At 63.1% G+C, this 18,614-nt stretch carries 21 protein-coding genes; all 21 read left to right on the forward strand.

The window, feature by feature from the left end; translation table 11 throughout:
* Positions 1-296: 296 nt before the first annotated feature.
* Positions 297-1,493: a DUF932 domain-containing protein gene (locus tag V5F61_RS01640; RefSeq protein WP_110372398.1), complete on the forward strand. Its 1,197-nt coding sequence runs from the start codon at positions 297-299 to the stop codon at positions 1,491-1,493.
* A gap of 315 nt (positions 1,494-1,808) precedes the next feature.
* On the forward strand, positions 1,809-2,024 hold the full coding sequence (locus V5F61_RS01645; protein WP_238123944.1) for a transcriptional regulator domain-containing protein: 216 nt from the start codon (positions 1,809-1,811) through the stop codon (positions 2,022-2,024).
* Positions 1,945-2,586, forward strand: a complete 642-nt coding sequence (locus V5F61_RS01650) for a DUF2285 domain-containing protein (RefSeq protein WP_238123943.1) — start codon at positions 1,945-1,947, stop codon at positions 2,584-2,586. The genes V5F61_RS01645 and V5F61_RS01650 overlap by 80 nt, the downstream gene beginning before the upstream one ends.
* Positions 2,587-2,701: 115 nt before the next feature.
* Complete coding sequence (locus V5F61_RS01655; RefSeq protein ID WP_110372399.1) at positions 2,702-2,932, forward strand: helix-turn-helix transcriptional regulator; 231 nt, start codon at positions 2,702-2,704, stop codon at positions 2,930-2,932.
* Positions 2,933-2,941: 9 nt separating this feature from the next.
* Complete coding sequence (locus V5F61_RS01660) at positions 2,942-3,805, forward strand: replication initiator protein A (RefSeq protein ID WP_110372400.1); 864 nt, start codon at positions 2,942-2,944, stop codon at positions 3,803-3,805.
* A gap of 337 nt (positions 3,806-4,142) precedes the next feature.
* On the forward strand, positions 4,143-4,778 hold the full coding sequence (gene parA, locus V5F61_RS01665) for a ParA family partition ATPase (RefSeq protein WP_110372401.1): 636 nt from the start codon (positions 4,143-4,145) through the stop codon (positions 4,776-4,778).
* Positions 4,775-5,050, forward strand: coding sequence for a ribbon-helix-helix protein (locus tag V5F61_RS01670; protein WP_110372402.1), 276 nt, complete (start codon positions 4,775-4,777; stop codon positions 5,048-5,050). Before parA ends, V5F61_RS01670 begins: the two co-directional genes overlap by 4 nt.
* Positions 5,047-5,517: a DUF2840 domain-containing protein gene (locus V5F61_RS01675; RefSeq protein WP_110372403.1), complete on the forward strand. Its 471-nt coding sequence runs from the start codon at positions 5,047-5,049 to the stop codon at positions 5,515-5,517. The genes V5F61_RS01670 and V5F61_RS01675 overlap by 4 nt, the downstream gene beginning before the upstream one ends.
* On the forward strand, positions 5,514-6,065 hold the full coding sequence (locus tag V5F61_RS01680) for a S26 family signal peptidase (protein ID WP_110372404.1): 552 nt from the start codon (positions 5,514-5,516) through the stop codon (positions 6,063-6,065). The genes V5F61_RS01675 and V5F61_RS01680 overlap by 4 nt, the downstream gene beginning before the upstream one ends.
* Before the next feature lie 33 nt (positions 6,066-6,098).
* The gene (locus V5F61_RS01685) at positions 6,099-6,428 is read left to right on the forward strand and encodes a DUF736 domain-containing protein (protein WP_110372405.1); all 330 of its coding nucleotides are present in this window, start codon (positions 6,099-6,101) and stop codon (positions 6,426-6,428) included.
* Between the two features lie 241 nt (positions 6,429-6,669).
* Positions 6,670-7,377 (forward strand): lytic transglycosylase domain-containing protein, encoded by a 708-nt coding sequence (locus V5F61_RS01690; protein ID WP_210206325.1) that lies wholly within the window; start codon positions 6,670-6,672, stop codon positions 7,375-7,377.
* A 453-nt stretch (positions 7,378-7,830) separates the two neighbouring features.
* Entirely contained in the window at positions 7,831-9,564 is a 1,734-nt protein-coding gene (locus tag V5F61_RS01695) for a DUF3363 domain-containing protein (protein ID WP_425351124.1), read from the forward strand.
* Between the two features lie 176 nt (positions 9,565-9,740).
* Complete coding sequence (locus V5F61_RS01700; RefSeq protein WP_170146979.1) at positions 9,741-10,415, forward strand: hypothetical protein; 675 nt, start codon at positions 9,741-9,743, stop codon at positions 10,413-10,415.
* Positions 10,416-10,930: 515 nt separating this feature from the next.
* Positions 10,931-12,937, forward strand: a complete 2,007-nt coding sequence (locus V5F61_RS01705) for a conjugal transfer protein TraG (RefSeq protein WP_110372408.1) — start codon at positions 10,931-10,933, stop codon at positions 12,935-12,937.
* Positions 12,934-13,437 carry a CopG family transcriptional regulator gene (locus V5F61_RS01710; protein WP_110372409.1) on the forward strand — a complete coding sequence of 168 codons (504 nt, stop codon included), beginning with the start codon at positions 12,934-12,936 and terminating at the stop codon, positions 13,435-13,437. The genes V5F61_RS01705 and V5F61_RS01710 overlap by 4 nt, the downstream gene beginning before the upstream one ends.
* Entirely contained in the window at positions 13,427-14,395 is a 969-nt protein-coding gene (gene trbB / locus V5F61_RS01715) for a P-type conjugative transfer ATPase TrbB (protein ID WP_110373171.1), read from the forward strand. Before V5F61_RS01710 ends, trbB begins: the two co-directional genes overlap by 11 nt.
* A gap of 182 nt (positions 14,396-14,577) precedes the next feature.
* Positions 14,578-14,850 carry a TrbC/VirB2 family type IV secretion system protein gene (locus V5F61_RS01720; RefSeq protein WP_183856974.1) on the forward strand — a complete coding sequence of 91 codons (273 nt, stop codon included), beginning with the start codon at positions 14,578-14,580 and terminating at the stop codon, positions 14,848-14,850.
* Positions 14,850-15,113: a VirB3 family type IV secretion system protein gene (locus V5F61_RS01725; protein WP_110372410.1), complete on the forward strand. Its 264-nt coding sequence runs from the start codon at positions 14,850-14,852 to the stop codon at positions 15,111-15,113. Before V5F61_RS01720 ends, V5F61_RS01725 begins: the two co-directional genes overlap by 1 nt.
* A gap of 4 nt (positions 15,114-15,117) precedes the next feature.
* Entirely contained in the window at positions 15,118-17,550 is a 2,433-nt protein-coding gene (trbE, locus tag V5F61_RS01730) for a conjugal transfer protein TrbE (RefSeq protein WP_110372411.1), read from the forward strand.
* Complete coding sequence (gene trbJ / locus V5F61_RS01735) at positions 17,547-18,275, forward strand: P-type conjugative transfer protein TrbJ (RefSeq protein WP_110372412.1); 729 nt, start codon at positions 17,547-17,549, stop codon at positions 18,273-18,275. Before trbE ends, trbJ begins: the two co-directional genes overlap by 4 nt.
* Before the next feature lie 10 nt (positions 18,276-18,285).
* Positions 18,286-18,609 carry an entry exclusion lipoprotein TrbK gene (locus tag V5F61_RS01740; RefSeq protein ID WP_210206326.1) on the forward strand — a complete coding sequence of 108 codons (324 nt, stop codon included), beginning with the start codon at positions 18,286-18,288 and terminating at the stop codon, positions 18,607-18,609.
* Positions 18,610-18,614 lie beyond the last annotated feature (5 nt).

Genomic DNA, 18,614 nt, shown 5'->3' on the forward strand with positions numbered 1-18,614 from the left:
GCGAGCTGCGCTCCCTTTGTCCTGATCGGCCGCGGCCGGAGCCTTGCCGATCCTCGGGGGAGCCAAGGGGGACTTTCCCCTTTCTCCCCTCAAGTGCCGCCTGCGCGATGGCAGGGCCGCCGGCTCGCAGGACGGACGATATCCGTCATCCCGCCGATCGTCGCCACCGTCCCGCTCGCCCTGGCAGCCCGGCCATGCTCGCCGGCACTTGTCCCCTCCCATCCCTGCGCGCTCACGCGCCCCCGGAAGGCATGCCGGGGGACATGCCTTCGGCATTTACGGGAAAGGACAGGACAATGAACATCATCGCCAGCAGCCAGCACGGCCAAGCTGTGAACAGCGGTTTTCGCGTCGACATCTCGCACGGCGAGCGGATCGGCCGCGTATCGTCGGAATGGTTCTCGCGCCCCGACGATGAGCGCTTCCTGTCGCTCACCGAGCTTTACGATGCCGTGAAGGTCCGCGCGGATCGCGCCACCGCCCGCACCGTGGAGAGCCGCGCCGTGCGCGTGGAGGCGAGCCGGGAGGATGCGGAGCGGCTTTCGCTGATCGTCCCCGGGCAGGAGGCCCCCATTGCCCCGACCCATTGGAGCTTCGGTCAGTTGTGCAGCCTTGTCGGCGCGCCAGCCACCTATATGCGCCAGCTTCCTGCACCGCTCGCCGGCATCAACCTGCAGCACGGCTTGCTGTCGCACCGCGCCGAGCTTGTGAAGACGCTGGAAACCGAAGACGGACGGGTTGAGCTTCGCGCCGTGACCGGCCCGGACTATGGCCGTATCTGGGACCATGAGCTTGTCGCCGCCGTCATGAAGATCGCCGGCAACGGCACCGGCGACACCATGTGGAAGGTGCCGGGCATGCTGGACTGGGCGACCATGATGCACAATCCCTTCGTGGACATCACGAAGGACACGACCACCCTCTATGCCAGCGACCGCGACGTGTTCTTATTCCTCGTGGACGACACCCACCCCATCGAGGCCGGGCGCCTGCCGAACGGCGAGCCGGATTTGTATTTCCGGGGCTTTTACTGCTGGAACAGCGAAGTCGGATCGAAGACCCTCGGCATTGCGAGCTTCTATCTCCGCGCCGTGTGCATGAACCGCAACCTTTGGGGCGTGGAAGGTTTCGAGGAAATCAGCATTCGGCACAGCAAGTTCGCGGCGCAGCGCTTCGCCCATGAAGCGGCCCCGGCGCTGACGAGCTTCGCTAATTCCTCGCCCGCGCCATTCGTCGCCGGGATCAAGGCGGCCCGGGAGAAGATCGTCGCCCGTACGGACGAAGACCGCGAGAGCTTCCTGCGCAAGCGCGGTTTCAGCAAGGCCGAGACCGGCAAGATCATCGAGACGGTTTTGCAGGAGGAAGGTCGCCCGCCCGAAAGCATCTTCGATTTCGTGCAGGGCATGACGGCGCATGCCCGCGCGAAGGCGCATCAGGACGGTCGCCTTGAACTGGAAGCGAAAGCAAAGACCCTGCTGGAGAAAGCCGCATAACCACAGATGCCGCGCGGTCGGTCCATCGACCGTGCGGCTTTCCGTATCCGGAATTTTCCTCCGATCCGTAAATCCGGGTCGGCGGCGCGGCCGCGCCTCGACAGCACGGCCGCGGCTCGCCGGGCTCCGCCCGGCTCGCAAGTCATAATTGGAACGGCCTCAACTATCCGAACAATTGCCATCTGCAATCGTCCTCTCCCGACGATGCACGACACCTTAACTTTAGCCGCCTCATTTTGGGGACACGGTGCGTGCTCTTGAGAACAGAAGCTTTCCGAAACACACGGAGGAAACATGCCCCACACGCAAGACTGGATGGCCAACGCCGCCTATCTCTACATCCTCTTTCTCGACCGTCCGGCTGTCGCCTGGGAGCACCTGCGGCGCAATCCCGGCTATCGGAACGACTGGCGCCGCTTTGGCACGAAGCGGCGTCCATCGTTGAGCGCACATGCGCAGAATTGGGGGTTACGATTTCTTCGAGAACCCAAAACACGATGCGCGCGACGCGCTGCCGTTCTGGCGGCCTGATCCAGACATTGCGCTGCCGATCGTGCCGGACGAAGACCCGGAGGCTGCTGCACCGGTCTTCGACTTCTGGACCTTTCCCGGCCGCAAGGCGATCGGCCATGACGGCGGACGCCTCGCGCTGAAACTCACCCGGCGCGGCCGCTCCTGGCATGTCCATATCGCCGGCGCGCTCGACGCCACCATGCCCTTCACCTTCGCGATCGCACCGGACGACCGGGCCGATGCCCGCTTGCGCGAGGCCAAGGAGCTGCTGGCCGTGATCGCCGGCCGCCCAGCTGGGCTTGCCAGCCGGCGCGGCTCGGCCGAACCGATCATCACCATGCAATCCTTGCAGGCCCTCGATGGTCATCTCGCCGGAGCCAGCGAGCGCGAGATCGCCATCGCGATCTTCGGCGCGCGCATCGTGAAGGAGAAATGGCATGGTGACAGCGAGCTGCGCGCCAGGGTCCGCTATCTCGTCCACCGTGGTCGCGCCCTCATGAACGGCGGCTATCGCCGTTTCCTCTGGGGTGCGACCGCGCGTCGAGCCGGCGAATATCCCATGCCCGCCGCCGCCCCGTGAGGGAGAAAGCCGACCGGCCAGGATTCTCCATACGCAGCAGGACAGGCTTTCCCCAAGCTGCCTCCCAACCGCTGGACCGGGCTTCGCTCGGCCAGCCTGAGACGGAGGCAGCTTCATGGATCGTCCCGAATCCAAACCGGCCAGCCGCTACCTCACCAATGAGGAAGCGGCCGCCTATCTCAAGCTCTCGCCACACACACTGAACAAGAAGCGCGTCATCGGCGGCGGACCGAAGTTCCGCAAGCTCGGCTCCCGCGTCGTCTACGCGATCGACGACCTCGAAACCTGGATCGAGGCGCGCGCCTGCAGCACCACCTCCGATCCCCGCTACGCCCAAGCCCGCTGACGGCAACGCATGCCGGCGCGCAGACGCATATCCGAGCGCGACCAGCTCGAACTGTTCCGATCGCGCCCCGGCGACATGGCGACCCGCGACTCGCAGGATCTCATGGCCTATCCCTTCTTCTCCCTCGCCAAGTCGAAGCGCGTCCAGCCGATCAAATTCGAGGCCGGCGACGTCCGCATCCACGTCGAGGCTCCGACCGAGTTCGGCTTGGCCACCATCTGGGACGCCGACATCCTGATCTGGGCCGCCTCGCAGATCATCGACGCCCGCGATCTCGGCCTGCGCACCTCGCGGCTGATGGCGACGACCCCCTATGAAATCCTGACCTTCATCGGCCGCGGTACATCCGTCCGCGACTATCAGCGCCTCAAGGCCGCGCTCGACCGTTTGCAAGCCACCACCGTCGCCACATCGATCCGCCAGCCATCCGAGCGGCGCCGGCATCGCTTTTCCTGGATCAACGAATGGAAGGAAAGGCTCGATCCCAAAGGCCGACCGCTCGGCATCGAGCTGATCGTGCCGGACTGGTTCTACGAAGGCATTCTCAACAACGCCCTGATCCTGACCATCGACCGCAACTATTTCGATCTGTTCGGTGGCATCGAACGCTGGCTGTACCGGCTGGTGCGCAAGCATGGCGGCCGCCAGCCCGGCGGCTGGAGCTTCGATTTTCATCATCTCCATGCCAAGTCGGGCAGCCTCTCGCGCTTCTCGAACTTCGCCTGCGATTTGCGCGACATCGTGCGCCGCCAGCCCTTGCCTGGCTATCGGCTGCGCATCGACCGGCTCGACAACGGCCGCGAACTGCTCGTCTTCGCGCCGGCCACACCGCTTCTGTCCGCTCGTTCAAGGGAGGCTGTGGAAAGGCTGTGAATAGTCTCGTGCTATCGAAGGCGTTCGGACTCGTGCTATCGGGGGCACGGCACTCGTGCCATCAAAGGCGCAAATGCGCGTTAAGCAATTGTGGCGCTTTGCAAAAGCCACCCCCTAACTTATCTAATATGGAATCTAACTTTCTTTATTTATCTAGCGACGATGTTGATAATTACGACAAATTTAAACTGACAACGTACGATTATATATCAAGTTATACGAATAAGTACGCTTATGAGAAATCCCATACGATCGTCGCTCAGCCTATCGCGCCAGCGCGCCCCCAAGGGCGACTAATACCCGGATATGACGCCCCTACCTGCTTGGAGGGCGCGTCATGATCGTGGCGCTCCTCAACCAGAAGGGTGGCGTCGGCAAGACGACGCTTGCCACCCATCTCGCCGGTGAGCTGGCGGCCGCTGGCGCGCGTGTCGCCGTCGTCGACGCCGATCCGCAAGGCTCGGCGCTTGACTGGTCGCAGCGGCGCGCGGAAAGCGGCCTGCCGCGCCTGTTCGGCGTTCTCGGGCTGCCCCGCGAGACGCTGCATGCGGAAGTTCCTGACATCGCCCGCGGCGCTGATCACGTTGTCATCGACGGCCCGCCACGCGTAACCGCGCTGGCGCGTTCCTCGATCCTCGCCGCCGACCTGGTGCTGATCCCGGTCCAGCCGTCGCCCTATGACGTCTGGGCGAGTGCCGAGATCGTAGCGCTCATCGGCGAGGCGCGGCTGTTCAAGCCGCAGCTCCGCGCCGCCTTCGTCGTCAACCGCCGCATCGTCGGCACCATCATCGGCCGCGACGTGCGCGCCGCGTTGCCGGAGGGCTTGCCCGCGCTCACCGCCGATATTGGCCAGCGCGTCATCTTCGCCGAGAGCGTCGCCACTGGCCGTCTGGCCCGCGAGTTGGAGCCCGGCGGCGCGGCCGCACAGGAGATCACCGCGCTCGCTGCCGAGATCATGGGAGGCAGCTCATGAGCGGCAAGCGCGTCACCTTCGGCGCGAAACCCGCCGCACCCACAGTCGATGCCTGGGTACAGCAGGGCAACGACGTCGAAATGGCCGTTCGGGCAACGCCGCCGGCTTCGGCAGCGAAAGCCGAGATCTTCACCGCGCGCCTTACCATCGACGTGACGCCGGAACTGCGCGGCCGCGTCAAGGTCGCCGCCTTCAAGCAAGGCGTCACCGTCGCCGAAATGATCCGCGCGCTGCTCGAAACGCGCTTTCCCGAAGGCGGAGCAGACGCATGACCACGCGCCGCTACACGAGCGTCCTGGTCGTCTTCGAGCGCGACCGCATCAATGTCCGGCTGCGCTTCGGCAAACCGGTGTGCGAGCGCCAGATCGATCGTCGCAGACGCCTCGCGATGTTCACTCCGGGTAGCACGTTCGCGCTATTGCGCTGGGAGGCGAACGCTTATGGCACGACCCTCTCCCATCTCGCCATCATGCGCGCGGTTGCACCGGGTGAAACGTGCTGCATGTGGCCATATGTGCGTCCCGGCGCGAAAATACTGCTCTTCGTCGCCGGATGGGGTCAGGTCGAGCGCGCCTTGAAGGCGGTCGACACCGTCGAAGCCCTCGGCGTCGCCCCCACTGACGCCGCGCCGGAATATTGGCAGCAGGTCCACAACAGGCTGTGGGTGCATGAGACACCGCGCGCCTATTCGCAAGAACAGCATGACGCCTGGCTCCGTCGCCGGGAGCTGTTGTCATGACGGCACGTGGCCTCTTCTTGATGATGACAGCCAGCGGTGTGCTGCTGATCGCAGCACCCGTCTGGTCGGGGCACGCGCCGCGCTTCATCTGGAATGCGTCGGCAAGTGTGCCGGTCGGCCTCTATCGCGTCGAGCCGGCAGACCGGATCGCGGTCACGGACCTTGCCATTGTCATGCCGCCGGAACCGCTCGCCGGTTTCCTCGATGCCCGCGGCTATCTTCCGCGCGGCGTGCCGCTCTTGAAGCGCGTGCTCGCGCTCGCAGGCCAAACCGTCTGCCGTGAGGGCTTCGACATTATCGCTTACGGCTGGCGCTACGGGGCGGCTCGTGAGCGTGACAGTCGTGGCCGACCACTGCCTGTCTGGCAGGGCTGCCGCATCGTCCCGAGCGACGCCGCTTTCCTCATGAACTGGGATGCGCCGGACTCATTCGACAGTCGGTATTTTGGCCCGCTTCCCCTCTCTTCCATCGTCGGTCGCGCGGTTCCGATCTGGACCACCGACGACGACATTGATCCGGCTTCAGAGCCGGTTCCCGACGAGCCATAGGCGGCTCGTGTCCGACCCCAGAAGGAGTGTGCCATGCCGCAGATCGGGACTTTCAAGAAGACGAAGGACGGCTTCACCGGCCGTATCCGGACGCTGACGCTCGACGCCGAGCTGGTCATCAGGTCGGCTGAAAATGCGGACGCCGAAAATGCGCCGCACTATCGCATCTTCACCACCGACGATATCGAAACCGGTGCTGGTTGGAAGCGCACCGGCGAGAGAGCCGGAGACTACCTGTCGCTCGCCATAGACGATCCGTCCTTCACCCAGCCGCTCCGCGCTCACCTGTTCCAGTCGGAAATCGACAACGCGACTTGGAACCTGCTCTGGACACGCCCATCGAAGCGTGATGAGCGGACCTGATGTCATGTGTGGGTCGCGCGAACTGGGATTGACCCTTATCCCTCTGATCCATGGGAAACGGGATCATCCCTCCGACCCGATCGCTGGCCAGACAGCCACCGCGCGCAGTGAAGGCCAGGGGCGGTCGCTTTGCGGCCGGCAACGCCTCGCCCTTGACCGGAGCGAGGACGGTGGCAGGCTGTCGGCGCTCGGACAAGGAGCATGGTGCAAAACGTCGTCGCGCTCACCTCTACGGCGCGTCATGCAAGCGATCATCACCTGTACGCTGATGATGATTTCCGGCGCCGTGGCCCGAGCGGAACCTGCGTCCTCATCGCCGCCTGAGAAAGCGCCCGCGAACCATCAACTATCGGCCGATCCGTGGGCTGCACAGATCGCCGAAGCGGCACAACGTTTCGACATTCCGGAGCAGTGGATACGCTCCGTCATGGGTGTCGAAAGTGACGGCGAAACGCGCGTAGTGTCAGCGAAAGGTGCGATCGGCCTGATGCAGATCATGCCCGCCACCTGGGAGGCGATGCGCAGCCGATACGGGCTCGGCGACGATCCCTTCGATCCGTATGACAATATCACCGCTGGTGCTGCCTATCTGCGCGAGATGTACGATCGCTACGGGGCGCCGGGATTCCTCGCCGCTTACAATGCAGGGCCGGCGCGCTATGAGGAACACAAACTCCTCGGTGTGCCGCTTCCTGATGAGACGCGTGCTTATCTCGACAAGCTCGCATCGATCATCGGCAGCCCGGTTCCGAGCCTCTTCGCGGGTTCGGAGACGCGCACAAACCGCGGTCCGGATGCACCACTGTTCGCGGTCGACGCGCGGACGAAATCCACCGTCGGTTCACTCCCCTCTCGACCATCTGCTGGCGCGCTCTTTGTGACCGTCAAGCCACGCGTCGAATACGTCGAACCAAACGACAGCGACAGCTCCGACGTGCAGCAGAGGTGATCCCATAGCCACGATGAAGCACGGATGCGGAGCGCTAGGGGGCGCAGGGCAAGATAAAAGGGGACGGCACGCGCCTGTCCCGAAGTTCTTGTCTGCACGTCGGTTGGGGCGGCACGCGGCGGATGAGCCCGCGTGCCTATAGAATCATCAAGCCATTGTTTATGCGTGAGCTTTCGCGTGCTTCATCGCATGGGCTTGTACAGGATTGGTGGGAGCGCCGCCATGCCAGATCGTGACGACAACCGCTTCCGGCCAAGGGTCTCGCCACCAAAATCGCGTGGCCGAGCAAGGACGCCGAAGTTCACCGCACGCGTTCTTAAGGCGGTTTCCCATTCTGGGTCGATAAGCGACCGGTCGTTCCGTTCCGGGCAGGCGCGTTCCGGCGCCCGTCTCGGCCGCGGCCACGTCGCCGCGAAGTTCGCTGGTCAGTCCCTGCAAGACAGTTCTCGCCGCGTGGTCATCAAGACCCGCTTGGTCAAGCTGGAGAAGGCCGGTGCGCGCTCGACCATCACCCATCTACGCTATATCGAGCGCGACGGCGTGACCAAGGACGGCAGCAAGGCCCACGCCTATGGTCCCGGCACGGACAAGGCCGATACCACCGCTTTCGAACAGCGCGGCCGCGAGGACCGACATCAGTTCCGCTTCATTGTCTCGCCGGAAGATGCAGTCGATCTTGGCGATCTGAAAGCCTTCACTTGCGATCTTATGGGCCGCATGGAAGCCGATCTGGGAACCAAGCTCGATTGGGTGGCGGTCGATCACTGGAACACCGACAATCCTCACACTCATATCGTACTGCGCGGTCGCCAGGATGACGGATCGGATCTGGTCATCGCCCGCGACTACATCGCCGACGGCATGCGCAACCGCGCCCGTGAACTGGCAACCGAATGGCTCGGTCCCCGCACTGAGATGGAAATCCGCAACTCCATGTTGCGCGAGGTTGAGCAGGAGCGCTGGACCCGCGTCGACCGGATGATCCAGCATGAGGCGGACGCGGGTATTGTCGACCTGGTTAGCGAGCCGCCCGACGCCCAGGCTCGCTTCCGACGCACGGTGATGATCGGTCGGCTCCAGCGGCTCACCGAGATGGGCCTTGCCGACCGCACTGGCGGTTGCGTCTGGGCGCTTCACGACGACGCCGAAACCGCCTTGCGTGCCATGGGCGAGCGCGGCGACATCATCCGTACCATGCAGCGCGTCATGTCCGGCGAGAAGCGTGAGCTGGTCGTGCTCGACGCGATGTCATCGCAGACGCCCGTCATCGGTCGCATCGTCGACAAGGGACTGGCTGACGAACTCTATGATCGCGCCTATCTCGTTGTCGACGGGATCGATGGCCGGGCACACTATGTTCCGCTTTCGGTGAGCGCCGATCTCGAGGCCCTTCCGATCGGCGGTATCGTCGAGACGCGCGCGGTAGTGGAACGCGGGGCGGACAGGACCATCGCCAGCCTCGCTGTTGACGGCGTCTACCGCGCCGAACAGCATCTTGCGGTGGAGCGCGCCGAAGCCAAGCCAGGATACGATCCGGAGAGCTTCGTCGCCGCACACGTCCGTCGACTCGAAGCCCTTCGCCGGGTCGGGATCGTCGACCGTATGGACGAAGGCGTCTGGCGCGTGCCGGCCGACCTCGCCGAGCGCGGTAAAGCTCATGATGCCCGCGGCCTTGGTGGTGTCGATGTCGAGCTTCGATCACATCTGCCGCTTGATCGACAGACGCGCGCGATTGGTGCGACTTGGCTCGATCGGCAGCGCTTTGGCGACACCTCCGCACTCGCGCAGACCGGATTCGGCGCCAGCGTTCGAGAGGCCATGCGCGAGCGGGAGAACTTCCTCGTCGATCAGGGCCTGGCCGAGCGGCGTGGGCAGCGTGTGTTGCTCGTCCGGAATCTGCTCGCCACGCTGCGCGATCGGGAAGTCGAAACCGCTGCCAGAAAGATCGTAGAGGAGACCGGCCTGCATCATCGTGCCGTGCGCGACGGAGAACACGTCGGTGGCATCTATCGCCGCTCCGTCATGCTCGCCAGTGGTCGCTTTGCGATGCTGGACGACGGCGTGGGATTCAGCCTCGTGCCGTGGCGTCCGGTGCTGGAAAAGCGCCTTGGCCAGACGGTCGCTGGGGTTGTTCGTGGCAATAGCGTCTCGTGGGAATTCGGGCGGCACAAGGGTCTGGGAATTTGACGTCAACCTTGACGCCGAGCCACGCGATGACCATCTTCGACGTGGGCTTGCCACCTTCGACCTTTCGCCGGGTCAGACGGCCTAAATATTGATCCTCATGCCACCTCTCATCGATCCTTGCGGATTGGGCTGGCTGCGTAATCGGCGAACTGCTCGAGCCCGCAACCGAGGACTTGATGATGAGATTGGAAATCACCGCAAACGATGTCGAGGACATGAAGGCAGAGCTGCGTGCGACTCTGCCGGAGGTGAAATCGTCGCATAGGATCGAGGCTCTTGCTCGGGGCCTCGGGTGGAACACCAATGCCGCCATGAGGGCGAGCCTCGCGAATGGCTCAGCCGAGGTTTCCACCAACGAAGGAGCCTTCTTGGGCTATCTCCAGGAGCACGGTTTCGATTCCGAACCTGGACGGCTCGCACGCACTTTGGCCAAGGTCGGCATTCGCCGTGCGATGGCGCAGGAACCGTTCCTCACTCAATTCGGCTACAATGTTTATCGCGGCCGCTCAAAGACCCCTGAGGAGCGCCGGGCCGAGTTCCTGGCAGACCGAGCGTCAATGCTGGGCGATCACGCCGCCGATGAATTCATCCAAGCATGCCGCTTTCTATCGCAGTTCAGCAAACGTAAGACGATCAACCGCAAATCTTCTAGCTATGGTCTGAAACATCAGGCTGAGCGTTTCGGGGATTCACGGCATTCGCGTGGTTATGTCGCGAATGGAATGCTGATCGCAGCCGCCTTAGCCCTTGGCTTCAAAGTCCAGCAGATCGATCCCGATTCTCCAAATGCATGGTTCAATATCAGCTCCAAGATGACGAACGACGGAGCAAAGCTGGCGTTGGCTGCCTAGCCAAGCGTGCGATTGAGCACAGCTCAATTTTATCGTCATTGGCGCTTTCAATTTTTATTGAAAGCGCCAATGACGTCGATCAGAAGCGCGGGGCCGTGATCGATCGGATGAGTCAATGCGACGTCGGGAATGTCGACACGGCCTCTAAGCTAAGCGGTGTACATCCCCGCTTGCGCCACCTATTTTGGTGCGCCGCACCAATCGCTATCGGAGCAGAATCCTTCCGCACATACTAGAAGTAGAATGCAGGTACTGTATTGCATGGCTGTATGCTGTTTGGCTCTGACGCACCTTGGTGCATAAGATATTTCTGATTGTTTACGTGACTCATTGCCGCAATACTAAATTTCCGCCAGTAGTAAGAAATGGTAAGGAGTGGGGCCGGATCGTACTTAGATCATAGTTGCTGCTGTCGCGCGCAAGAATGGTCTTTGACTTAACCCCTTCAAGCAACAAGCCTTATGCCTTGTCGGCCGTTCGCACGGCCGAAAACTGCGGCTTTTGCAGGAGCGGGAATGACACCGACGAAGGTGTTGATCGGTCAGATGCTAGTGGTGTTCGGCATCGCGCTTGCCGGCACCTGGGCCGCCACGCAATGGGTCGCCTTTGAGCTCGGCTTCCAGCGACGGCTTGGAGAGCCCTGGTTCCTGATCGACAACTTGGCAATCTACTACCCTTGGCGGTTGTTCGAGTGGTGGTATGTTTACGATGCCTATGCTCCAGACGTTTTCCAAACGGGGGGTACGATCGCTGGCGGCAGCGGCGTCATTGCCGCTCTGTCCGCCATCATCGGTTCCGTCTGGCGAGCTCGGCAGTCGAAGCTCGTCACCACCTATGGCTCCGCCCGCTGGGCCGATAAGACGGACATCACAGCGGCGGGCCTGACAAAGCCAGCCGGCGTCTTTCTCGGGCTCATGGCCAGCACCTATCTGCGCCATGCCGGCCCCGAACACATCATGGCGTTTGCGCCGACGAGAAGCGGCAAGGGCGTCGGGCTCGTTGTGCCGACGCTGCTGTCATGGCCGCATTCTGCCGTCATCCATGACATCAAGGGGGAAAATTGGACGCTGACCGCCGGCTGGCGCGCGCAGTTCTCCCATTGCCTCCTGTTCAACCCGACGGACCCGAGGAGCGCTGCCTATAATCCTCTCTTGGAAGTCCGCAGAGGTGTGCACGAGGTCCGCGATGTCCAGAACATTGCGGACATATTGGTGGATCCCGAAGGTGCGTTGGAGCGGCGCAATCACTGGGAAAAGACCAGCCATTCGCTTTTAGTCGGCGCCATCTTGCATGTCCTCTACGCCGAAGAGGACAAAACGCTCCGCGGTGTGGCCAACTTCCTCTCCGATCCGGCTCACCCGTTCGAGAGGGCCTTGTGGTCCATGATGACCACGGCGCATCTCGGGGAGCCTGGCCCGCACCCCGTCGTTGCCAGCGCCGCGCGCGAGGTGTTGAACAAGAGCGAGAACGAGCGCTCCGGCGTGCTCTCGACCGCCATGTCGTTCCTCGGCCTCTATCGCGACCCGACGGTCGCGACCGTCACATCGCGCTGCGATTGGCGCATCGCCGACTTGATCGCCGCCGATCATCCGGTCTCGCTTTATCTGGTCGTGCCGCCTTCGGACATTTCGCGCACCAAGCCGCTTATTCGCTTGATCCTCAACCAGATCGGCCGCCGGCTGACAGAAAGCCTCGACGGCTCGGACGGTATCGCCCGCAAGCACAAGCTGCTTCTCATGCTCGACGAGTTTCCGGCGCTCGGCCGGCTGGACTTCTTCGAGAGCGCCTTGGCCTTCATGGCCGGCTACGGCCTGCGCTCCTTCCTCATCGCGCAGAGCCTCAACCAAATCGAAAAGGCTTACGGGCCGAACAACAGCATCCTCGACAACTGCCACGTTCGAATCGCCTTCGCGACCAATGACGAACGCACAGCCAAACGCATTTCGGACGCGCTCGGCACGGCGACGGAACTTCGCGCCCAGCGCAACTATGCCGGCCATCGCCTGTCACCCTGGCTGGGACACCTCATGGTATCTCGGCAAGAGACGGCCCGCCCGCTCCTGACGCCCGGCGAGGTCATGCAGCTTCCCGACACTCAAGAAGTCATCATGGTTTCCGGCCATCCACCTGCCAAGGCCACCAAGATCCGATATTTCACCGACAGCAATTTCACTTCGCGCGTGCTGCCGGCGCCGGTTCTCTCAGACGATGGATATGCTGATCGGCCGGTAGCGCGAACGGACGATTGGACCGGCCTTCCGCGGTCGAAATCTTCTCTCCCCGCTTCTACGGGCGCACAGGCATCGGCCGTGCCCGTAGAAGGCGGACATCAACTCGTCCCGGAGCTCGACAAAGCCGAAGTCATACGTCTGCATGATGGTCGCGATGACGATCTGTCCGTCCTCGACGATGAGACAGATAACCCCGTCACACGCGACGGTAAGCTTCCCAAACCGGACCGGCAGTTCCGGCGCGTGGCGCGTCTGGCCTCGCTCGATCCCGATGACGGGATCGCGCTATGAGCAAAACCCGTCTCAACATCTTCATCGAGCCCGACCATGCCAAGCGACTGCGTCAGCTTGCAGCCCTCAAAGGTGAAACGAAATCAGCGATCGTCGCGGCCGCGCTCTCTTCCTATCTTTCTCCCGATGGTGCCGACCGGCGAGAGGCGGCGCTGGCCTCACGCCTCGACCGACTGTCGAACCAGTTCGGCCGGCTGGAACGCGACCAGACCATCCTGATCGAGACCCTGGCGCTATACATCCGCTACACGTTGTCGGTTTCAGCTCCGCTTCCAGAGACGCATCAGAAGGCGGCTCGCGCGCAGGGGCGCCTACGCTTCAACCAATTCGTCGACCAACTCGGCCGCCACTTGCAGCGTGGCGGCAGCCTCGTTCGGCAGGTCCATGAAGAAATCTTCCCTGATGAAGGTCGCTTCTTCGGCCTGGCCGACGACAACGAGGATCAGGGGTCCGCCGGATCGGAAGACCACGATGCCGAGGCGGCGCCGCATGACGGATAGGCCGCGCTCCCCGTCCCGGATCGTCAGCGATCGTCAGGTCCGCATGCTGCGCAGCGCCATGGGGCCGGCGATCATCGCCGCGCTCGACGATCCGGACGTCGTGGAAGTCATGCTCAATCCTGACGGAAAGCTTTGGATCGACAGGCTCGGCTCGGGCCGCGAGCCCACGGGCGCCATCCTCTCCCCGGAGGATGCCGCCCGCATCATCAAGGTCGTGGCGAACCATGTCGGCCTCGAGGTCAACCGCGAGCATCCGATTCTCTCCGCCGAGTTGCCGGAAACGGGTGAAAGGTTCGAAGGCGTCTTGCCGCCCATCGCCGTCGCACCGATCTTCGCCATCCGCAAGCGGGCCGCCGGCGTCATACCGCTGGCCCGATATGTCGCCAACGGCATCTTGACCGAGGTGCAGGCAGAGTTTCTGAGGAGCTCGGTTCTCGACCGACGGAACATCATCATTGCCGGTGGAACGTCGACGGGAAAGACCACCCTCGCCAACGCCCTGCTCCAAGAGATCGCGGCCACTGGCGATCGCGTCCTGGTGCTCGAAGACACGATCGAGCTGCAATGTGTAGCCGACGATCATGTGGCTCTCCGGACAAAGGCCAATACCGTCTCCACCGCCGATCTGGTGCGTTCCACCTTGCGGCTTCGCCCGGATCGCATCGTTGTTGGCGAGGTGCGCGGCGCTGAAGCGCTGGACCTCCTCAAGGCGTGGGGAACCGGACACCCCGGCGGCATCGCGACATTGCATGCAGGTTCCGCCCGGGGAGCGCTCACCCGGCTGGAGCAGCTCATACAAGAAGTCGTCGTCACCGTGCCGCGCGCGCTGATCGCGGAGGCCGTAGACATCATCGTCTTCATCGCTGGGCGCGGTAGCAAACGCCGCGTCGAGGACATCATCCGCGTCACAGGCCTCGACGGCGATGCCTACGCAATAGAGCACTTCACAGGAGATTAGGGATGCCGCCCATCACGTCCGCATTCACGCTTTTCTTGAATTCCGGAACAAACCAGAAACGTAAATCCGCAAGTGCGGATTCGTGCGTTTCCGTAAATCCGGAGATGCGCATTTCCGAAAATCCGCTTTCGAGCGTTGCAGGAAAGTTTCGAAACCGGATCTCCGGAACGGCGGCTTTGCTGATGTCCGCCTTTCTGGTTTCCCCAGCTTACGCCGCGGGTTCGTCCATGCCATGGGAAGCGCCCCTGCAATCCATCCTTGAATCGATCGAGGGGCCGGTTGCCAAGATCATCGCCGTGATCATCATCATCGTGACCGGGCTCACCTTGGCGTTCGGTGATGCCGGCGGCGGTTTCCGCAAGCTGGTCCAGATCGTCTTCGGCCTCTCCATCGCCTTCGCCGCCAGTTCCTTCTTCCTCAGCTTCTTCAGCTTTGGCGGCGGAGCGCTGGTCTAATGGCGGTCCATGCCGACGGCTTCGAAGTGCCGCTGCACCGCTCACTGACGGAGCCCGTCCTGCTGGGCGGCGCCCCGCGATCGGTGGCGATCCTCAACGGGACACTCGCCGCCGCCATCGGCATCGGCCTGCATCTGTGGATTGGCGGCATCGTGCTCTGGATGGCGGGCCATGCGCTCGCCGTCTGGGGGGCGAAGGCCGATCCCCAGTTCATGGAGGTCTTCGCCCGCCACCTGAAGCACCGCGCGTTTCTGGAGGCGTGAGTTCATGATGAACCTTGCCGAATATCGCACGCGCCCCGCGAGCCTCGCGGATTATCTGCCTTGGGCCGGGCTGGTCGCATCAGGCGTCGTGCTCAACAAGGACGGTGCGTTCCAACGCACTGCGCAGTTTCGTGGTCCCGACCTCGACAGCGCAACGGAAAGCGAGCTGGTGGCGACCACCGCCCGGCTCAACAACGCGCTGAAGCGCCTCGGCTCCGGCTGGGCGCTGTTCGTCGACGCTGAACGGCGCATCGCCGCCGGATATCCCATCTCGGAATTTCCCGACGCGTTGTCGTGGCTCGTAGAGGAAGAGCGGCGCGCGGCGTTCGAGGAAGCAGGCACACATTTCGAGAGCGCCTACTGCATCACGCTCGCCTTCCTGCCGCCGTCCGAAAGCAAGGCCCGCGCCGGCCAGCTCCTCTACGAGAGCACCGAGCGGCGCACCGTGAATTGGCGCGACCATCTCGCAGCCTTCATTTCCGAGACCGACCGCTTTCTCTCCTTGCTCGACGGCGTCATGCCGGAGATCCGCTGGTTCTCCGATGAGGAGACGCTGACTTACCTTCACGCCTGCATCTCCACGCAGCGGCACCCTGTCGCCGTTTCCCAGGTGCCGTTCCATCTCGACGCGCTGTTGCCCGATTGCGATTTCACCGGTGGACTAGCGCCGATGCTGGGCGACCAGCATGTGCGTGTGCTGACCATTCGCGGCTTTCCACCCTCGACTTGGCCCGGCGTCCTTGACGACCTCAACCGTCTCGGCTTCGCCTATCGTTGGTCCACCCGTTTCCTGTCGCTCGACAAGGCGGAAGCCGAACGCGAGCTGACCAAGGTGCGGCGGCAATGGTTCGCGAAACGCAAGGGTATCGTGACGCTGCTGCGCGAAACGATCTTCCAGCAGGAAGTTTCGCTGGTCGATTCAGACGCCGCCAACAAATCCGCCGATGCGGACGAAGCATTGCAGGAGCTGGGCTCAGACGCCGTGGCCTATGGCTATGTCACGGCCACCGTTACGGTCATGGACAAAAGTCCGGACCTCGCTGACGAGAAGTTGAAGGCCGTCGAGCGGATCATCCAGGGGCGTGGCTTCGTCACCATTCCGGAGACGCTGAACGCGACAGAGGCATGGCTATCCTCGATCCCTGGACATGCCTACGCCAATGTTCGCCAGCCGCTGATCTCGACTCTGAACCTCTCGCACATGATGCCGGTCTCGGCGATTTGGGCAGGCCCCGAGAAGAACGGTCATCTCGATGCTCCGCCGCTGATCGTCACCCGCACGGCCGGCGGCACGCCGTTCCGGCTCGTCACTCATGTCGACGATGTCGGCCACACTCTGATCGTCGGCCCCACCGGTGCCGGCAAATCCGTGCTGCTGGCAATGCTGGCGCTCCAATTCCGCCGCTATGCCAGCTCTCGCATCTTCATCTTCGACAAGGGTGGCTCGGCCCGCGCCACCGTCTTGGGCCTCGGCGGCGAGTATTACGATCTCGGATCCTCCGACGCCATTGCCTTTCAGCCACTCGCCCGCATTGAGGATGACGACAGCCGCTCGTGGGCGGCCGACTGGATCGCCGGCCTGCTCGGGCATGAACACGTCGAGATCACGCCCGATGTGAAGGACGCCGTCTGGTCGGCACTGACCAGCCTTGCGTCCGCCCCACGTGAGGAGCGAACGCTCACCGGCTTTTCCACGCTGTTGCAATCGAACCGGCTCCGCCAGGCGCTGCAACCCTACACGCTGTCGGGGCCACATGGCCGGCTGCTGGACGCCGATGCCGATCGGCTTGGCTTCGGCGACGTGCAGGGCTTCGAAATGGAGGAACTGATGCACACGGCGAGCGCCGTGACGCCGGTTCTCACCTATCTTTTTCATCGTCTCGATGAGCGTTTCGACGGATCGCCCACGCTGCTCGTGCTCGATGAGGCTTGGGTATTTATCGACGATCCCATCTTCGCTGCGCGCATCCGTGAATGGTTGAAGGTGCTGCGCAAAAAGAACGTCGCCGTCGTCTTCGCCACCCAATCGCTTGCCGACATCCAGCGTTCTGCCATCGCGCCAGCCATCGTCGAGAGCTGCCCGAGCCGGATCTTCCTGCCGTCGCCGCAGGCGAGCGAACCGCAGCTCCGCACGATCTATGAAGGATTTGGCCTCAACAGCCGCCAGATCGATATCATCACGCGGGCTCAGCCGAAGCGGGATTATTACTACCAATCCCGTCTCGGCAATCGGCTGTTCGACCTCGATCTCGGGCCTGTGGCGCTCGCCTTCGCCGGTGCCAGCCGCCCCGAGGATCATCGCCAGATGGACGATGTCCTCGTGTCCCATGGGCACGATGCCTTTGCCGCAGCATGGCTCGACGTGCGCGGGCTCGATTGGGCAGCCGACCTCATCCGCCAATTCCCGCTTCCGCAAAATCAGGAGACCGCATCATGAGGACACCACTTTGCCTTGCCGGTGCCTGCGCGCTCGGCATCGCTCTCGCGCCGCCGGTCGCGGCGCAGATCGTCTTCGATCCGAACAACTACAGCCAGAATGTGCTGTCGGCGGTCCGAGCCCTGGACCAGGTCAACAACCAGATCAAGAGCCTGCAAAACGAAGCTCAGTCGCTCCTCAATCAAACAAAGAATCTGACGAGCCTCGACTTCTCCGCACTAAACGAGCTGAAGCAGTCCGTCGCCAAGACGGAGCGCCTTATCAGCGAGGCCGAGGGCTTGAGCTACGACATATCGGCGATGGAACGGCAATTCCAGCAGCTCTACCCGAAGGAATACGCGGCATCCGCATCGAGCGATCAGATCCTCGCCGATGTGCGAAAGCGCTGGGAGCAATCTCGATCCGCTCTGGAAACGGCCATGAAGATGCAGGCGCAGGTCTCCGAAAACCTCGCCTCCGATGAGGCTACTCTCGGCGATCTTGTCACTCGCAGCCAGTCGGCAACGGGGAATCTCGACGCGACGCAGGCGACCAACCAGCTCCTTGCCCTTCAGGCTAAGCAAGCTATCGACGCCTCCCGGCTCAAGCTCTCTCAGGACCGCGCCGTCGCCGCGGAGCAGGCCCGTGCCGTCGCGGAGGAGGAGCGGGCGCGTGAGGTTCGCCGCCGATTCATGGGTGATGGCAGCGGCTATACGCCGGCACCCGTCCGGTTGTTCCGCGATTGAGGGACCCGCCATGCTCAGACAAATCATCCGTCTCTCTGTCGTGGCCGCGATTGCCATCGGCGCCGGGCTTCTCGTCCAATCCGCGGGGGCGGCCGACACGGTGGACAGCCTCGCCGCCGATCCGCAACGGCTCCGTGAGGTGCAAAAGCTTTGCAAAGACGACTGGGCTGGGACAGGCGACGAACTGTGCACCATGGCCAGCAAAGCGCAGCGCCGCCGCTTCATGGGTTCTGGCAAAACGCCGTACACGCCACATCCGGTCGATCTGTTCCCGTCACTGAAGAAGAGCAGAACTCCGGAGAAAACCGACCCCGTCGCTCCGGACGCGGAGTGATTGTC

Origin of the sequence: Xanthobacter sediminis, from assembly GCF_043195015.1 — a bacterium.
In the GTDB taxonomy this organism is placed as follows: Bacteria; Pseudomonadota; Alphaproteobacteria; order Rhizobiales; family Xanthobacteraceae; genus Xanthobacter.

What these genes read in the sequence shown, in the direction of transcription:
- V5F61_RS01640 (WP_110372398.1), top strand. Translation starts at nt 297, where the DNA reads ATGAACATCATCGCCAGCAGCCAGCACGGCCAAGCTGTGAACAGCGGT.
- V5F61_RS01645 (WP_238123944.1), top strand. Translation starts at nt 1,809, where the DNA reads ATGGCCAACGCCGCCTATCTCTACATCCTCTTTCTCGACCGTCCGGCT.
- V5F61_RS01650 (WP_238123943.1), top strand. Translation starts at nt 1,945, where the DNA reads ATGCGCAGAATTGGGGGTTACGATTTCTTCGAGAACCCAAAACACGAT.
- V5F61_RS01655 (WP_110372399.1), top strand. Translation starts at nt 2,702, where the DNA reads ATGGATCGTCCCGAATCCAAACCGGCCAGCCGCTACCTCACCAATGAG.
- V5F61_RS01660 (WP_110372400.1), top strand. Translation starts at nt 2,942, where the DNA reads ATGCCGGCGCGCAGACGCATATCCGAGCGCGACCAGCTCGAACTGTTC.
- parA (WP_110372401.1), top strand. Translation starts at nt 4,143, where the DNA reads ATGATCGTGGCGCTCCTCAACCAGAAGGGTGGCGTCGGCAAGACGACG.
- V5F61_RS01670 (WP_110372402.1), top strand. Translation starts at nt 4,775, where the DNA reads ATGAGCGGCAAGCGCGTCACCTTCGGCGCGAAACCCGCCGCACCCACA.
- V5F61_RS01675 (WP_110372403.1), top strand. Translation starts at nt 5,047, where the DNA reads ATGACCACGCGCCGCTACACGAGCGTCCTGGTCGTCTTCGAGCGCGAC.
- V5F61_RS01680 (WP_110372404.1), top strand. Translation starts at nt 5,514, where the DNA reads ATGACGGCACGTGGCCTCTTCTTGATGATGACAGCCAGCGGTGTGCTG.
- V5F61_RS01685 (WP_110372405.1), top strand. Translation starts at nt 6,099, where the DNA reads ATGCCGCAGATCGGGACTTTCAAGAAGACGAAGGACGGCTTCACCGGC.
- V5F61_RS01690 (WP_210206325.1), top strand. Translation starts at nt 6,670, where the DNA reads ATGCAAGCGATCATCACCTGTACGCTGATGATGATTTCCGGCGCCGTG.
- V5F61_RS01700 (WP_170146979.1), top strand. Translation starts at nt 9,741, where the DNA reads ATGATGAGATTGGAAATCACCGCAAACGATGTCGAGGACATGAAGGCA.
- V5F61_RS01705 (WP_110372408.1), top strand. Translation starts at nt 10,931, where the DNA reads ATGACACCGACGAAGGTGTTGATCGGTCAGATGCTAGTGGTGTTCGGC.
- V5F61_RS01710 (WP_110372409.1), top strand. Translation starts at nt 12,934, where the DNA reads ATGAGCAAAACCCGTCTCAACATCTTCATCGAGCCCGACCATGCCAAG.
- trbB (WP_110373171.1), top strand. Translation starts at nt 13,427, where the DNA reads ATGACGGATAGGCCGCGCTCCCCGTCCCGGATCGTCAGCGATCGTCAG.
- V5F61_RS01720 (WP_183856974.1), top strand. Translation starts at nt 14,578, where the DNA reads ATGTCCGCCTTTCTGGTTTCCCCAGCTTACGCCGCGGGTTCGTCCATG.
- V5F61_RS01725 (WP_110372410.1), top strand. Translation starts at nt 14,850, where the DNA reads ATGGCGGTCCATGCCGACGGCTTCGAAGTGCCGCTGCACCGCTCACTG.
- trbE (WP_110372411.1), top strand. Translation starts at nt 15,118, where the DNA reads ATGATGAACCTTGCCGAATATCGCACGCGCCCCGCGAGCCTCGCGGAT.
- trbJ (WP_110372412.1), top strand. Translation starts at nt 17,547, where the DNA reads ATGAGGACACCACTTTGCCTTGCCGGTGCCTGCGCGCTCGGCATCGCT.
- V5F61_RS01740 (WP_210206326.1), top strand. Translation starts at nt 18,286, where the DNA reads ATGCTCAGACAAATCATCCGTCTCTCTGTCGTGGCCGCGATTGCCATC.